The sequence below is a fragment of the Rhizobium sp. 01L419 genome, assembly GCF_056400025.1.
Genome location: NZ_JBFTSM010000017.1, coordinates 139694 through 154983 on the forward strand (window position 1 = coordinate 139694; position 15290 = coordinate 154983).

Consider the following 15290-nt stretch of genomic DNA (forward strand, 5'->3'; position numbering starts at 1 on the left):
CTGCAGACGCTCATAGCAAGTCCATTATGACGTTTGGGTGACGCTCAGTGCAGAAAAGTCGAAAAGTTTGGGATCAAGCAGATGCGACGGGTTCACATGGGCGAGCGCGCGCAGCATCGTATCCTTGCGGCCGGGCATGCGGCGCTCGATATCGGCGAGCATGTCCTTCATCGCATTGCGCTGCAAACCGTCCTGCGAGCCGCAGAGATCGCAGGGGATGATCGGGAACTGCATGGCAGCAGCGAATTTCGCCATGTCGTCCTCGGCGCAATAAGCAAGCGGCCGCAGCACCATCAGGTTACCTTCGTCATTGAGCAGCTTTGCCGGCATCGAGGCAAGCCGCCCGCCGTGGAAGAAGTTCATGAAGAAGGTCTCGAGGATATCCTCGCGGTGATGGCCGAGCACTAACGCATCGCAGCCTTCTTCCTTGGCAATGCGATAGAGATTGCCGCGGCGCAGGCGCGAGCAGAGCGAACAGTAGGTGGCTCCCTCCGGCACTTTTTCCTTCACGATGGAATAGGTATCGCGATATTCGATGCGATGTTTGACGCCGATCTTCGTGAGGTATTCCGGTAGTACATGCTTCGGAAAATTCGGCTGGCCCTGGTCGAGATTGCAGGCAATCAGCTCCACCGGCAACAAGCCGCGCCATTGCAGGTCGAGCAACAGCGACAAGAGCCCGTAGGAATCCTTGCCGCYGGAAATGCCGATCAGCCAGCGTTTCTGGCCCTTCAGCATGTCGAAGTCGTCGAAGGCCTGGCGGACCTGTCGCATCAGGCGTTTGCGCAGCTTGTTGAAGGAAACCGTATCAGGCGCATTGGCAAATAGCGCATGGCCGATGCCGGCTTCAGCCACTTCCAGATCGTCGGCAATATCGGCTGCGATATTCATCTTCTCATCCATCTGATGCGCGCGTCCTGCTTAGCAGAAACCGGCACTCCAACCCAGTCTCAATCGCCGAAAACGGACCAGCCGGTGCGGGCAGCCAGCATCTCAAGTGCCACGGCGCCAAGCTGTGAATTGCCAACCTTGTTCAGCCCCGGCGACCAGACGGCGATCGAGGCAATGCCCGGCGCCACCGCAAAAATGCCACCGCCGACACCGCTCTTGCCCGGCAGGCCGACATGATAGGCGAAGTCGCCCGATCCGTCGTAATGGCCGCAGGTCAGCATCAGCGCATTGATGCGCCGCGCCCGCTTCGGCGAAACCACCGAATGGCCTGTCAGCGGATGGCCGCCACGCGCCGCCAGGAACAGGCCGGCGCGGGCCAGTTGCTCGCAGGTCATCGAAAGCGCGCACTGGTGGAAATAAACGCCGAGCACGTGATCCACCGGATGGTCGAGATTGCGATAGGAGCGCATGAAATTGGCGAGCGCGAAATTGCGGTAACCGGTCGCCGTCTCCGAACGCGCCACCTTGTCGTCGATGGTGACGGATTCGTCATCCGCCAGGTAGCGCACGAAGCGCAGCAGTTCACCGATTGCCTCGCGCGGCGCATGACCCGCCATGACGACATCGCTGACGGCGATCGCGCCGGCGTTGATGAAGGGATTGCGCGGGATGCCGTGCTCATGCTCGAGCTGCACGATGGAATTGAAGGCCGAGCCCGAGGGCTCGCGGCCGACGCGCTTCCACAGCCCCTCGCCCACCTTGCCGAGCGCCAGCGTCAGCATGAAGACCTTGGAAATGCTCTGGATGGAGAAAGCCACATCGGCATGGCCGACGCTATAGACCTTGCCATCGACGGTGACGATCGACAGGCCGAACTGATTGGGATCGACCTTGGCAAGCTCGGGGATGTAATCCGCCACCTTGCCCTCGCCGATGCGCGGCGCCAATTCCTTGTAGATGCTGTCGAGGACTGTCTGCAAATCCATGATGGCTTCTCTCCAGAGAACAAAAAAGCCGCCTTGTAAGGCGGCTTTTCTGTATGCGAAAACGCCTCTCGCCCTGCTGCGCCGCACATCGTAGATGTGCAAAGGACGCAGCAGCATCGTAAAAACGCATAAGCCTTTCCGACAATCGAATTCGATTGTCGGGGCTATGCGTTAGCGAGAATAGAATTCGACGACCAGCTGCGGTTCCATGACGACCGCATACGGAACGTCGGCAAGCGTCGGAACGCGTGCGAAAGTGGCAACCATCTTGTGGTGGTCGACTTCGACGTAATCAGGAACGTCGCGCTCAGCGAGCGAAACCGATTCCAGAACCGTAACGAGCTGCTTGGAGCGTTCACGAACTTCGATGACGTCGCCGGCCTTGCAACGGTAAGAACCGATGTTGACGCGGACGCCGTTGACCGTGACGTGGCCATGGTTGACGAACTGACGGGCAGCAAAGACCGTCGGAACGAACTTGGCGCGATACACGATCGCGTCGAGACGCGACTCCAGAAGACCGATCAGGTTTTCCGAGGTATCGCCCTTGCGGCGGTCAGCTTCAGCGAAGATTGCGCGGAACTGCTTCTCGCGCAGGTCACCGTAGTAACCCTTCAGCTTCTGCTTGGCGCGCAGCTGCACACCGAAGTCGGAAAGCTTGCCCTTGCGGCGCTGGCCGTGCTGGCCCGGGCCGTATTCGCGGCGGTTCACCGGGGACTTCGGACGGCCCCAGATGTTTTCGCCCATACGGCGGTCGATCTTGTACTTAGACGATTCGCGCTTGCTCATCGTATTTCCTTTCAAAAAGTTAGGACGGTTTGTTGCCAAACCGCGCGAAGGAAACACGCCCTCCTTTGATCCCGTTTCCGGGACCCGACAGGATTTTTCCATTCGCGAACGGACAAAATCCACGGGACATGTCAAATGAAACACCGGACATTGCTGCCCGGTGCTCGGGCGGTCTTTAGGGATAAGTCACAGGATTGTCAAACAGAATCTGCCGCAGCAAGCCCGTTCTCACCCGCCCGTTCGAGCGAACCGGCAAGTTTGCGCAAGAGCCCGGCCAGCGCCCGACGCTCGTCCTCATCCAGTCCGTCGAGATGGCCGAGTTCCCGCTTCATGTCTTCGCGGAAGGCGGCTTCGGCACGGCGGATGCCCTCCTTCGTCAGCGCCACCTCGAAGCTGCGCTTGTCCCCGGCAGAGCGCTCGCGCCGGATGAGCCCGGATTTCTCCAGCCTGTCCAGCCGGTGCGTCAGCCCGCCCGAGGAAATCATCAGAAGGCTGTAGAGCTCCGTCGGGATCATTCGGTATGGCGGCCCAGCGCGCCGGATCGTCGCGATCACGTCGAACTCGCCGCGATCGAGATCGAATTCCGAGAATGTCGCCTCGATGGATGGCCGCACCAGATTGGAGATCCGGTAGATGCGCCCGAGAATGCTCATCGGCGTCGTATCGAGATCGGGCAGCTCTTCCGCCCAGAGAGCGCGCAACCGGTCGACATGGTCTTGTTTTTCCATGGTCACTCCAAAACTATCTTGACGAGAAGATAAATTGGGAAGATTATCTTCTCGTGAAGATAAGTATAGCGAACCTGCAGCGTGATCCAAGGAGGAAATCATGTTCCATGTCCTACCGCGTGAAAGCCAGCAGCAGTTCGCCAATCGCACCATCCGTTTCGAGGGCGGCGATTACGGCGCGCCGGTCTCGATCTTCCTGATCGACAACGAGCCTGGCCAGGGGCCGGACCTGCATATTCACCCCTATACGGAAATGTGGATCGTGCGCTCCGGCAAGGCGCGCTTTACCGTCGGCGAGGAGACGCTGGAGCCCAACGTCGGCGATATCGTCATCGTCAATGCCGAGACGCCGCATTGCTTCAAGAATGTCGGAACGACGCGGTTGGAGCTCACCTGCATCCATGCCAGCCCCGAAATCATTCAGAGCTGGGTCTGAAGCGGTTTATTCGGCAGCGCTCTTCAGAAAATCGCTGTCGGGCGCATCCGCTGAGCCTGGTGCGGTTTCGGCCTGCAGGTCCGGAAAGGCAACGATGCGCTTGCCGCTGAAATCCGCGTGCACGACGATGAGCCCCTGCTCCTCGAAATAACCGAGCAGCCGGCGCGCGCGACGGGCCGAATGAGTGCCGTAAGCACGAGCGATACGGGAATCAGAAGGGCAAGCCTCGCCGCCGATCGCAGCCTTCGCCATCATCAAGAACACGCCCTGCAGATCGTCGGTGACGCCGTTCGACAGCGAAAGTGCCGTCGCCCACGCCTCGCTTGCCGCCATTTCGGGATCGACGCCGGAGCGCGAAACCGCAACGCGCCGTCGGAATTCCGGCAGCGACATCGGCGGACCGGGAACGCGGCGCATGCGCAGCCGCACCAGGAACTCCTGATAGAGAACTGCATCGGTGCGGAAGCCGGAGCCCGGATCGTCGAGGATTTCGGCGAGTACGCCGGCAAGCCGTTCCTCACGCTCCTCGGCCGAGATTTCCGGCTGCGCCACACGTGGCTCGGAAGTCTGCAACGGTGCTGCTGAGGGCGTCGAGCGCGACAGCTCAGCCAGAATATCGGTGGTCGGGCGTGGTGCGGGCGGAGTACGCCGCACGATCGGCCGCTGGAATTCTTCCGGGTCGGGTGTGAAGATCAGGTCTTCCACATCCTGCGGCGCATCCGGTAACGGCATCAGCTTCGGGCTGGAAGAGCGCGCAGAGGTCTCTACATTGCCGATCTGGATCGGCAGCGGCCGGCGCGACAAGGCCGGGCCGAGCGCCACGAAATGACCGCGCTTCAGATCTCGGAACATTTCCGCCTGGCGACGATCCATGCCGAGCAGGTCTGCGGCACGCGCCATGTCGATATCGAGGAAGGTGCGGCCCATCAGGAAGTTCGAGGCTTCGGCCGCGACGTTCTTCGCAAGCTTTGCAAGGCGCTGCGTGGCGATGACGCCCGCAAGCCCGCGTTTACGTCCGCGGCACATCAGGTTGGTCATGGCACCGAGCGAAGCCTTGCGCGCATCTTCCGACACATCGCCGGCGACCGAGGGCGCAAACATCTGCGCTTCGTCGACCACGACGAGAACAGGATACCAATATTCGCGATCGGCATCGAACATGCCGTTGAGGAAGGCGGCAGCGGCCCGCATCTGCTGCTCTATATCGAGACCTTCCAGCGTCAGAACGCAGGATACGCGGTGCTGGCGGATACGGTTGGCAATGCCGGCGAGCTCGGCCTCGGTGCGCTCACCGTCGACAACGACATGGCCGTAGCGGTCGGAGAGTGTCACGAAATCACCTTCGGGATCGATGATGACCTGTTGCACCCATTGGGCTGACTGTTCCAGCAGACGGCGGAGAAGATGCGACTTGCCGGAACCGGAATTGCCCTGCACGAGCAGACGCGTCGCCAGTAGCTCCTCGATATCGAGCGTCGCCGGAGCGCCGGACGCCAGTCCCATATCGATGCCAACCTGCACGTCCAATTCCCCTTACAAATTCCCGGCCCGTCTCTAGCAGATTCGCAGGCACTGTTGTCGTCAAACCGTCAAGAACCCACAGGGAAAGTCAACCTTGGGAAATAGCGCTTCACACCGCCTCGCGCTCGATAAGATCGCCTGCCATCTCCTTCTGCGTCGGGATCAGCAAACGGGTGCAGAGCAGGCTGACGAAAAGCGGTACCAGCAAGACCGCAAGCCCCACACGCAAGCCCAGGAGTTCGCCGAGAAAGCCGATGATGGGCGGCCCGATGAGGAAACCGCTCAGGGCTGCGAAGGACAGCGTCGCAACGCTTGACGCGGGCGGGCGGTCGGTCAGCGAGGCAACTGCCGTCACCGCAAGCGGAAATCCGACCGAAACGCCGACACCGACTGCTGCAAAGCCCAGCAGGGCAAGCGGCGTCGCCGGCGCAAAGAGAACGACAAGCATGCCGGCAAGCGAGGCGATGCCGCAGCCGCGGGCAATGGCAACCGCGCCGAAACGGCCTTTCATGTAATCACCGCTGAAGCGCCCCGCCGCAACCATGAAGGCAAAAACCGAATAACCAAGGCCGGTTTGCGCGCCCGCGGCATTCATGACATCGCGGAGGTAGACCGCCGACCAATCGGCGATCGCACCCTCAGTCATCGTCACACCGAAGACGAAGGCGCAGATCCCGAGCAGGGCAAGACTGGGCGGCTTGAAGCCGGTCTTTACCTGCGAATTCTCCTCGTGGTGACTTTCAGGCAATTTCGGCAGGCGCAGGCTGGTAATCAGCCCGGCCGGCAGGACGACGATCGCCGTGATCAAGATCGACCAGTGCGGTGAAAGCCCGATGGCTATGGCACCAACACCGATCAGGCTGCCGACCATGATGCCGAGGCTCCAGAAGCCATGGCAGCGGCTCATGATGATCAGCCCCGTCGCCTTCTCCGTTACATCGGCCTCGACATTCATGCCGAGTTCTACCGTCGAGAGCGCGACCCCGACGATCATCAGGGCAAAGAATAGAAGCGTGGCGCTGGGCGCGAAGGCCGGCAGCGAAACCACCGCAAGAAAGAAGATGAAACCATAGATGATCGCCATGCGCCCGCCGATGCGCGAGACGAGGCGGCCGGCAAACGGCAGGGTGATCAGCGTGCCGATTGGCAATCCCAGAAGTGCAACGGCGAGATCGGCGGTGCCGAGTTCAAGCTTCGCCTGGATATCAGGAATGCGCGGCAACCAGGCGCCAAAGGCTATCGGTTGCAGAAAGAAGATCAGCATGACTAGTCTTTGCAGCGGCACGGCCCACCCCTTTGCATCTTGAGCGCCAAACACCCGCTCGCGATTCCCCGCGGAGATCTTGCGCGATGAGGCAGGTGAAATAAAGCGCGCAGTGCCTTCTCAGGCGCTCAGCCCGAAACCTTGCATCAGCCGCCGCGTGGCAAAATCCGGATTGCCCGAAGTAAAAACGGCAAAGTCGAAATTATCGGGATGAACCGCGTCGGCCACCTGCGGCACCAACGTGCGGGCGCGCCGCGCAATGGCTTCCGCCGGATCCAGCCAGTCCACCGGCCAAGGCGCCAGCCTGCGGAATAGATTGGCCATGAAGGGATAATGCGTGCAGGCAAGCACGACGATATCGGTCTTGCGGCCTTCCTTCTCGACGAAGCACTGGTCGATTTCGGCCGTCACAGCCTCATCGGAAACGGTATCGCCCCGGATATAGGCTTCCGCCATACGCGCCAGGTTTTCGGAACCCACGAGCCGCACATGGCACTGCTGCGCAAAGGACTGAATGAGGTCACGTGTGTAGGCGCGCTTGACTGTGCCGGGGGTGGCCAACACCGAAACGAGGCCGGAGCGCGTGCGCTCGGCGGCAGGCTTGATGGCCGGCACCGTGCCGACGAAGGTCATCTGCGGAAAGGCGGCGCGCAAGTCTGCGCCCACAAGCGTAAAGGCCGTGTTGCAGGCGATCACGCAGACTTCCGGGTCGTAGTCTTCGAGCAGTTTGGCGAAGAGCCCGATGATCCGCTCCTTCAGTGCCTGCTCTTCCCAGCCGCCATAGGGAAAGCCGGCATCGTCGGCAATGTAGATAAAGCCGCGCTCGGGCATCAGCACGCGCGCTTCGCGCAGCACCGTCAGCCCGCCTATGCCGGAATCGAAGACGAGGACGGGTTTCAGCTCATTCGTCGGCACTGTCATCGGTCGGGGCACCCTTGCCGGATCGAGTAGAACCGCCCTTGCGCGGACTATCGCGCGAAAAGCGGTCGAGGGAGGAGATGACGCCGCGCAGCACGCTGATTTCCTGTTCCGTGAATGCCCGGCGGGAGAGGACTGCGCGAAGGTTGTCGACCATTTTCGGCTTTTTCGAGGGCGGATGGAAATAGTTGCGCGAATCAAGTGCGTCTTCGAGCTGGTCGAACAGGCCGAAGAGCTGCTCCTTGGTGGAGGGCCGTTGCTCGAGCGCCTGGAACGGCACCGCTTCCAGATCTTCCATGCCCGATTTCATCCACTCATAGGACATCAAGAGCACGGCCTGGGCGATGTTGAGCGAGGCGAAGGCCGGATTGACCGGAAAGGTGACGATCTCGTCGGCAAGCGCCACTTCCTCGTTCGTCAACCCCCAGCGCTCGCGCCCGAAAAGGATGCCGGTTGCCTCGCCCGCCCGGAACCGGCTGCGCAGCGTTTGCGCGGCAAAGACCGGAGCGCGCACCGGCTTGTAATTGTCGCGGCTTCGCGCCGTCGTCGCATAAACGAAGTTGAGGTCGGCAATCGCCTCTTCCAGCGTGGCAAAAACCTGAGTGCCCTCGATCACGTGGTCGGCCTTGGAGGCCGCCGCCTGGGCCTTCTCATTGGGCCAGCCGTCACGCGGGTTGACGAGGCGAAGATCTGCGAGGCCGAAATTCGCCATGGCGCGCGCCACCATGCCGATATTCTCGCCCATCTGCGGCTCGACCAGAATGATAACTGGCCCTTCGGCCAGAAGTTGACGCTCGCTGTTCGTGCCCGCCATCGTATTTCCTATTCCTGATTTATGGGCGCAATAGCTTTGCTGGCCGTAAACGGCAAGTCCCGCGTCTCTGCGGGATAGAGCCGCTCCAGCGTCGAGCCGATCATTTCGACGGCGAGCCGCGTGCCTTCCCGCCACAGCGGCAGATGGCGGCCGGTCGGCCGCATCTGCTTGCGGATGACGAGGAAACATTCCGAGCCGCGTGGTGCAGCCGCGTCCAGAACGCCGATATCGGCAGCGATCCTGCGCTTCAGATCGTCGTCGACGACATCGGCCGTGTGGTTGCGGGCCAGAATGCGCGACCAATAGGTGATCGAAAGGAATATTGCCAGCGTCTGGCGGATCTGTCCCGGTCTGGTGACAATGGACCAGGTGGAGCCGAGAGGGCGTGCGGCGAGCGTAATGTCCCGGTAGCAGGCATCGACCTTTTGCGAGATGACGATGAGCTCCGGCTGGCTCTTCTTGTCCGATACGGCCGACAGCAGCTGCTTTAGGGTGTCGAACCACTTGGCGACCGCCGTATCGAGTGTCCCGCGCGTGCGCGCCGGCAGGACGAGGAAGGCGACCAGCGTTCCCGCGATCGCGCCGATGACCGTTTCCTCAAGTCGCAGTTTCAGGAGATCGAAGGTCAGGACACCCATCATGCCATAGACCAGGCAGAGCACGATCGAGATGAAGAAGGTCATCGTCGCATAGGAACTCTGCAGGAAGTAGAAGGCAAGGAAGACGCAGACGATCGAAACGGCAATGGCAATACCTATCTGGTGGGAAAGCAACGAGGCCAGCACCAGGCCGAAGGCGATGCCGAACAGCGTGCCGATCGAGCGCTGCAGCGCCTTGATGGCCGTGTCGCCGCGCGAATTGGTATTGCTGAAGACGAGGAAGGAGGCGAGCACCGCCCAGAACCAGCGCTCGCGCGACAGCGCCAGCCCGAGCGTCATGGCAATCGCCGCCGCCAGCGTGATCTGCAGGGCAGAACGCATCACCGGGTTCTTCAGAGAGAAATCGACTGCCGTGGGCGTGCTGACCTCCTCGACAGAGGCGATCTCGGCAAAATCCGTCCCGCGCCCGGTATCGATCGTTTCGATGAGCTGCCGGCGCGCCGCTCCGAGCCAGAGCAGTGCCCGCGCCGTCTCGCCCTGCGGCTGGCCTTCCATATCGGCGACTGCCTTTTCCTGCGCAGACAACACTGCCTTGTCATCCTCGATGACGGCATGGACGAGCACAAAGGATGGCGCACTTTGATAGCTCAGCACGATGGCGCTTTCAGCCGCCAAATGCGCATCGAATAACCGGATCGCCAGTTCCGCGGCCGGAGCGGAAGCGCCATCAAAAACGCCGCCCGGCGGGCGCGGAATGAAGCTCTCTGCCATCAGCACCACTTCTTTCAGCCGGTCTTCCAACTGGCGCAGTTCCTGCCGATCGGCCTCATCGACCTTTCCATCCGCTGCAAGGGCAGCGAGCTTGAAGAGGATCTGATTGATGCGGCCCCTCACGCTCTCCAGTGAACGCAGCAGGTCGCGCCGCCAATTGTCGGGTAGAAGCACCGCCCTCACCCAATGGCTGACAAGCGCCGAGACAACGGGGCCGATCAGGACGACAGGCAATTCCCCGATCGTCGGGTGGAAATAGGAGCCCATGAAATAGGAGGTGAAAGCGAACATGCCGATCGCAAAGCCACGCGGGCCGTAAACGCGCGCCACCGAGGCGAGGAAAATCACCACGAGGAAGATGAAATCCGAGAGGACGCGATGCGATTCAAGCACGGCCGCAATGCCGACCACCAAGAGGCTCGCAAGACAGCCGAGCAGCCTTGTGATGAGCTGGCGCGTCGAGCCCTTGTCGCGCACGGCAACCCCGCCTTCGATCGACAGCACGATGCCGAGGCCAAAGGAGGCGATCGGCAGCGGCACGACAAGCATATGGATCAAAAGCAGGATCGCGAAGGACAGGACGATCGACAGCGTGACGCGCGAGCCCATGCGCAGGCGCGAAAGCGCCGGGTCGTTGGCGAGCAGCCAGTCTCGGAATTCAAATCCGGAAATCACCCTTGCCAGTCCTCATGCGCACCTGCAGCGACGACACCCGAGAGCCAGATACCGTCGTCGCGGCAAAAATCAAATCACATCCGGCACCGCCAGCATGGTGATCCCTGGGCGTAACCAGTCGGCGATCCCCAGCCTTCATTCGCCATTGGCAATCTGCACCATGGCTTCCTTCAGCGAGATCGGCCCCTGCCCCTCCTCGCCCTGGATCATGATGTCGTCGATGACGGCTTTGCTGTTCTCGTCGATCACCTCGAAACGCACGGTCGTGAGGGCATCCTTGTCGGGTGTGCCATCCATGCAGGTCGCCGCCTTGAATTTGACGGTCACTTCGGTCGTGCCGTTTGCCGGCTGGCCGCTTTCGATGGAAAGATCCTGCAGCGGGCAGGCATCCTGGCCGTTGACGATCACGTCGTAGTCGAAGGGGGAGATGCCGTCTTCGTCGGCTGCCGGGTTCTGCGCGGCAGCCTTGTATTTGTCCCCAAAGTCCTTGCTGTAGAGCCGGTTCAGCGTGGCCTCGTCGAAAATATCGATCCAGTCGCTGTTGTCGCCCGCCCAGTTCTTCTGCGTGTCCTTCATGATCTCCTGGACCGGCGCGGTTGCGTCGGCGGCGGCCGAAACGCGCGGCAGGACAGACAGCGCGGCAATGAGGCCGGCGAACAGAACGGCGATCTTTTTCATGGCAAAATGTCCGGGACTCGGGGGCTTCTGTCGGCGAGACTAGCCATTTTCCCGCACTTGGCAATGGCGGCAAAAACGCATTTCCGCGGCCGTTATACTTTGCCTTCCCGGCTCACAATGCTATAGCGCTCCGGACCACATCACCCACCCGGGGACAGCCGTCCCTTTCCTAAGCTTACGAGGCAGATACATGAAGAAGATCAAGGTCGCCAATCCCGTCGCCGATCTCGACGGCGATGAAATGACTCGCATCATTTGGCAGCTCATCAAGGATAAGCTGATCCATCCGTATCTCGACCTCGACATCGATTACTTCGACCTCTCGGTCGAAAACCGCGACGCCACCAACGACCAGGTGACCGTCGACGCCGCCAACGCCATCAAGAAGTACGGCGTCGGCATCAAGTGCGCGACGATCACGCCGGACGAAGCGCGCGTCAAGGAATTCAACCTCAAGGAAATGTGGAAGAGCCCGAACGGCACGATCCGCAACATCCTCGGCGGCGTCATCTTCCGCGAGCCGATCATCTGCCGCAACGTTCCCCGCCTCGTTCCGGGCTGGACACAGCCGATCGTCGTCGGCCGTCACGCTTTCGGCGACCAGTACCGCGCAACCGACTTCAAGTTCCCCGGCAAGGGCAAGCTGACGATCAAGTTCGTCGGCGAAGATGGCACCGTCATCGAGAAGGAAGTCTTCAACGCACCGGGCGCCGGCGTCGCCATGGCCATGTACAACCTCGACGAGTCGATCCGCGAATTCGCCCGCGCCTCGATGATGTATGGCCTGATGCGCAAGTGGCCGGTCTACCTGTCGACCAAGAACACCATCCTCAAGGCCTATGACGGCCGCTTCAAGGACATCTTCGAAGAAGTCTTCGAAGCTGAATTCAAGGATCAGTTCAAGGAAGCCGGCATCACCTACGAACACCGCCTGATCGACGACATGGTCGCTTCCGCGCTGAAGTGGTCCGGCGGTTACGTCTGGGCCTGCAAGAACTATGACGGCGACGTCCAGTCCGACACGGTCGCCCAGGGCTTCGGCTCGCTCGGCCTGATGACCTCGGTCCTGCTGACGCCCGATGGCAAGACGGTTGAAGCCGAAGCCGCGCACGGCACGGTTACCCGCCACTACCGCCAGCACCAGAAGGGCCAGGAAACCTCGACGAACTCGATCGCTTCGATCTTCGCCTGGACCCGTGGCCTCGCTCACCGCGCCAAGCTCGACGACAATGCCGAACTGGCCAAGTTCGCCGCCACGCTCGAAAAGGTCTGCGTCGATACCGTCGAAGCCGGCTTCATGACCAAGGATCTGGCGCTCCTCATCGGACCGGATCAGCCGTGGCTCTCCACCACCGCATTCCTCGACAAGATCGACCAGAACCTGCAGGCCGCGATGGCCTGAGCCCTGCTCGGTTGAACGATCTCGGAAAACCCGGCCTCTGCGCCGGGTTTTTGTTGTCTGCCAGGTGTCGGCCTTGGGGTCTAAATTAGCAGGTGCTTTAAGAATTAAGCCTCGCGTAAGTTGCAATGGCTATCAATTCTCTCGCCTAGGCATGGAGGTTCTGATGGCCAAGAAGAGTTTTGTCCCCGAATTCCTGCAACTTGTAAGGCTCCTTGCGCGACGCGAGGGGCAGGATATGATTGTTTTTTATCTTGATCTTGCTTTGCTTGAGACCCAGACCCAACATTACAATCAGCGTTGGCGATTGCCTTCCGGTCAGACTGCCGTCGGCGACGCACCGACATCGACCGAGATCATCCGCCGTGCTGCTCTGAAGACGCCGCCTGCACCAAAGGTTGAAATCTCCCGCGCCAATGCTACGAAAAGAGCATGGGAAAGAGGAGAACAGGATGACCGAGGAAATCACCTTCTACACCAACCCGATGTCGCGCGGCCGGATAGCGCGGTGGATGCTGGAAGAAACCGGCGTACCCTATCGTACCGAAATCCTGACATTCGGCGGGACGATGAAGGAGCCGGACTATCTGTCCGTCAACCCGATGGGCAAGGTGCCGGCCATCCGTCACAGGACGACGATCGTGACGGAATGCGCGGCGATCTGTGCGTATCTTGCGGACACGTTTCCGCAGGCAGGGCTCGGCCCGCAGCCCGATGAACGGGCCGATTATTACCGCTGGATGTTTTTCGCCGCCGGGCCGCTGGAAGCTTCCGTCACGCTGAAGGCGCTCGGCTTCGAAATCCCGCAGGAGCGGCTGCGCATGGCTGGCTGCGGTTCCTTCGGCGATGTCATGGGTACGCTGGAAAAGGCGGTTTCGGCCGCCTCTCCCTATATCGCCGGCAAGCGCTTCACGGCGGCCGACGTCTATGTCGGCTCGCATGTCGGCTGGGGCCTTGCCTTCGGTGGCATCGAGAAGCGCCAGGTCTTCGTCGACTATTTCGGCCGCCTTGCCGAACGCGATGCCTACAAGCGGGCAACCGCGCTGGATGACGAGGCGGCGAAAGCCATGCAGGCGGCCTGAAAGCAATTCCAGCAAAACTGTGCAGCGGTTTTGCGTCCGGAATTGCGTAGAAAAAAGCCAAATCAGGCGAGGGGCATATAGATATCAGTCCGTAGCTCGGTCGGCGCGACTTCGCGCGGATTGTTGAGATACTCCTCGAACATGACCTTGTCGCGGATCTGTCGACCCGAGGCTGGCAGCCACTGCGCGTAGAGCCACTGGTAGGCCTTGTACATATCGGCATAAGGCCCCTTGTGGTGCAGCACGGCGTAGTCACCGCCTTCCACCATGCGCCGCTCCAGCGGGGTGTTTGCCGTCGTCTCTTCACCTGCCGTCACGCAGGCGACGGAGCGCAGCTTCTCGGCCTGCACGAGATCGGGATCGTCGAGATAGACGCCGATCATTCGCATCTCGGGTTTTGCGAGCCCGCGGGCATAGAGCGTGCCGAACAGCGTCTCGAAGGCCTTGCCGATCTCCATATAGGAGCCGGTATGGGGAACGCCGACCAATTCGAGCGGCGGGATGGTTTTCAGGCTTACGTCAAACATGGCAGGTGCCTTTCCGGAGGTTGAGGGTTCGAAGACTGTATGGCTTCCCTCTTTCCGATAGCGTGCCGGCGGCATTCCATAGACCGCCTTGAAGATGCGGTTGAAGGATTGGAGATTGGGATAGCCTGATCGCTTCGCAATCTCGCTGACATCAAGGTCCGTGCGGACGATATCGCCCGCGGCGCGATGCAGCCGCAGCCGCTTGACCGTCGCCGCCAGCGTCTCGCCGTAAATCGCCCGATAGATCCTGTGCCAGTGATAGCTCGACAGGCAGGCGATCTCGGCCAGCCGCTCCATATCCAGATCCTCGTCCAGATGGTCGTGGATATAGGACGAAACCCGTCTCAGACGGTTCTCGTAAAGCGCCCAGGCCGTTTCACCCACCATGTCAAACCCTTTGCTGTTCGATCGGCCGTAACAAAGCATAACCCGATTTGACAAATCCTGCGGACTTGAACCTTCGGCGAATCCGGCTTAGAGCGGAATTCCGGCTCAAACCCATGAGGAAGACTGATGCCGGATTTTTCCACATTGATATTTTTCGCCGCCGCAGCGCTGGTGCTGACCGCCACGCCCGGCCCCGACATGCTGCTGATCGCCTCGCGCAGCATCAGCCAGGGACCTGCTGCCGGATTTCTGACCTATGCGGGCATCGCGCTCGGCACCTACTGCCACGCCCTTGCCGCAGCTTTCGGGCTTTCCCAGCTCTTCATGACCGTACCTGCCGCCTTTGAAGCCGTACGCTGGGCCGGCTGCTGCTATCTGCTTTATCTCGCCTACAAGACCATCCGTTCGGAAGGCACAGCCTTTGCGCCGGCTTCGACGCCGAAGCGCCTGTCGGGCAGGCGCATCTTCTTCGCTGGCCTTGCAACCAACCTGCTCAATCCGAAAATGGCGCTCTTCGTCATCGCGCTATTTCCGCAATTCGTGAACGCAGAGAGCGGCTTCATGACCGCGCAGATGCTGGTGCTTGCCAGCGTCCTGAACGGCATCGGCCTCGTCGTGAATGGTGCCGTCATTATCCTCGGAAGCCAGATCCGTTCACGGCTTGGCTCGATGTGCCGTTTGCCGAAGCTGCCGCAATATATGCTGGCAACTGTCTTTACCGGGCTCGCCTGCCATCTCGCGCTGCAGACCAGAAACTGACCGCCCTGCAGTCACCTGTCTAAGCACGCTCGCGGAAACAGAACCGGCTGCGAAATCCAGGATCTC

The 15290-nt window shown here is 60.9% G+C and carries 15 protein-coding genes; 4 read left to right on the forward strand and 11 right to left on the reverse strand.

What is annotated here, in order from left to right; all coding sequences use genetic code 11:
• Positions 1-24: 24 nt before the first annotated feature.
• From ttcA to AC1DUP_RS28310, 4 genes are all read right to left on the reverse strand, one after another.
• A complete protein-coding gene (ttcA, locus tag AC1DUP_RS28295) occupies positions 25-891 on the reverse strand; it encodes a tRNA 2-thiocytidine(32) synthetase TtcA (protein WP_477836047.1) in 867 nt (288 codons plus the stop codon).
• 59 nt (positions 892-950) lie between these two features.
• Complete coding sequence (locus AC1DUP_RS28300; RefSeq protein ID WP_113299481.1) at positions 951-1880, reverse strand: glutaminase; 930 nt, start codon at positions 1878-1880, stop codon at positions 951-953.
• Positions 1881-2048: 168 nt separating this feature from the next.
• The gene (gene rpsD, locus AC1DUP_RS28305; RefSeq protein WP_113299451.1) at positions 2049-2666 is read right to left on the reverse strand and encodes a 30S ribosomal protein S4; all 618 of its coding nucleotides are present in this window, start codon (positions 2664-2666) and stop codon (positions 2049-2051) included.
• Between the two features lie 197 nt (positions 2667-2863).
• Positions 2864-3394 carry a MarR family transcriptional regulator gene (locus AC1DUP_RS28310; protein WP_113310673.1) on the reverse strand — a complete coding sequence of 177 codons (531 nt, stop codon included), beginning with the start codon at positions 3392-3394 and terminating at the stop codon, positions 2864-2866.
• A 100-nt stretch (positions 3395-3494) separates the two neighbouring features.
• Here AC1DUP_RS28310 and AC1DUP_RS28315 point away from each other — a divergent pair, with 100 nt between their 5' ends.
• Positions 3495-3830, forward strand: coding sequence for a cupin domain-containing protein (locus AC1DUP_RS28315; RefSeq protein ID WP_113310674.1), 336 nt, complete (start codon positions 3495-3497; stop codon positions 3828-3830).
• A 6-nt stretch (positions 3831-3836) separates the two neighbouring features.
• On the opposite strand, the gene AC1DUP_RS28320 is transcribed toward AC1DUP_RS28315, so the two are convergent.
• The 6 genes from AC1DUP_RS28320 to AC1DUP_RS28345 form a co-directional block, all read right to left on the reverse strand.
• Positions 3837-5351 carry an ATP-binding protein gene (locus tag AC1DUP_RS28320; protein WP_115035005.1) on the reverse strand — a complete coding sequence of 505 codons (1515 nt, stop codon included), beginning with the start codon at positions 5349-5351 and terminating at the stop codon, positions 3837-3839.
• Positions 5352-5460: 109 nt separating this feature from the next.
• Positions 5461-6636: an MFS transporter gene (locus AC1DUP_RS28325; RefSeq protein WP_477836013.1), complete on the reverse strand. Its 1176-nt coding sequence runs from the start codon at positions 6634-6636 to the stop codon at positions 5461-5463.
• A gap of 99 nt (positions 6637-6735) precedes the next feature.
• Complete coding sequence (gene murI / locus AC1DUP_RS28330; protein WP_477836015.1) at positions 6736-7536, reverse strand: glutamate racemase; 801 nt, start codon at positions 7534-7536, stop codon at positions 6736-6738.
• Positions 7517-8347, reverse strand: a complete 831-nt coding sequence (locus AC1DUP_RS28335; RefSeq protein WP_477836017.1) for an RNA methyltransferase — start codon at positions 8345-8347, stop codon at positions 7517-7519. Before AC1DUP_RS28335 ends, murI begins: the two co-directional genes overlap by 20 nt.
• An 8-nt stretch (positions 8348-8355) precedes the next feature.
• Positions 8356-10392: an FUSC family protein gene (locus AC1DUP_RS28340; RefSeq protein WP_113299458.1), complete on the reverse strand. Its 2037-nt coding sequence runs from the start codon at positions 10390-10392 to the stop codon at positions 8356-8358.
• 135 nt (positions 10393-10527) lie between these two features.
• Entirely contained in the window at positions 10528-11070 is a 543-nt protein-coding gene (locus tag AC1DUP_RS28345; RefSeq protein ID WP_477836019.1) for a hypothetical protein, read from the reverse strand.
• Positions 11071-11260: 190 nt separating this feature from the next.
• On the opposite strand from AC1DUP_RS28345, the gene AC1DUP_RS28350 reads away from it, so the two are divergent.
• A complete protein-coding gene (locus AC1DUP_RS28350) occupies positions 11261-12472 on the forward strand; it encodes an NADP-dependent isocitrate dehydrogenase (RefSeq protein WP_113299460.1) in 1212 nt (403 codons plus the stop codon).
• A 449-nt stretch (positions 12473-12921) separates the two neighbouring features.
• Positions 12922-13551, forward strand: coding sequence for a glutathione S-transferase family protein (locus AC1DUP_RS28355; RefSeq protein WP_477836021.1), 630 nt, complete (start codon positions 12922-12924; stop codon positions 13549-13551).
• Positions 13552-13613: 62 nt separating this feature from the next.
• Here the strand turns inward: AC1DUP_RS28355 and AC1DUP_RS28360 are convergent, their stop codons facing one another.
• Positions 13614-14465: an AraC family transcriptional regulator gene (locus tag AC1DUP_RS28360; protein WP_113310682.1), complete on the reverse strand. Its 852-nt coding sequence runs from the start codon at positions 14463-14465 to the stop codon at positions 13614-13616.
• Between the two features lie 126 nt (positions 14466-14591).
• Here AC1DUP_RS28360 and AC1DUP_RS28365 point away from each other — a divergent pair, with 126 nt between their 5' ends.
• On the forward strand, positions 14592-15224 hold the full coding sequence (locus AC1DUP_RS28365; protein ID WP_477836024.1) for a LysE family translocator: 633 nt from the start codon (positions 14592-14594) through the stop codon (positions 15222-15224).
• The last annotated feature ends 66 nt before the right edge of the window (positions 15225-15290 follow it).